Annotated in this window: 1 protein-coding gene; it reads left to right on the top strand. The window is 69.1% G+C overall.

The annotated features are described in order from the left end of the window. Positions 1 to 512, top strand: a 512-nt coding sequence (locus IF43_RS0135645) for a carboxyl transferase domain-containing protein (protein ID WP_037891674.1), incomplete at both ends; no start/stop codon positions are given.

Below are 512 nucleotides of genomic sequence, written 5' to 3'. Positions count from 1 at the left end.
AGACCTCGCAGATGTTCATCACCGGCCCGGACGTGGTCCGCGCGGTGACGGGTGAGGAGATCAGCCAGAACGGCCTGGGCGGCGCCGACGTCCACGCCGGCACCTCCGGTGTCGCGCACTTCGCGTACGACGACGAGGAGACCTGCATCGCCGAGGTGCGCTACCTCCTCTCGATGCTGCCGCAGAACAACCGCGAGTACCCGCCGTGCGTGCCGTGCTCGGACCCCCAGAACCGCCGCTCCGAGGTGCTCCTCGACCTGGTCCCGGCCGACGGCAACCGCCCGTACGACATGGCCGCGGTGATCGAGGAGGTCCTCGACGACGGCGAGTACCTGGAGGTCCACGAGCGCTGGGCGCGCAACATCATCTGCGCCCTGGGCCGCCTGAACGGGCAGGTCGTGGGCATCGTGGCGAACCAGCCGCAGACGCTGGCCGGGGTGCTGGACATCGAGGCGTCCGAGAAGGCCGCGCGGTTCGTGCAGATGTGCGACGCGTTCAACATTCCGATCATC

The organism is Streptomyces sp. NRRL S-87 (genome assembly GCF_000719335.1).
Taxonomy (GTDB): Bacteria; Actinomycetota; Actinomycetes; order Streptomycetales; family Streptomycetaceae; genus Streptomyces.
The sequence above is the reverse complement of the archived record's forward strand: the minus strand, read 5'-3'. Positions and strand labels throughout refer to the sequence as shown.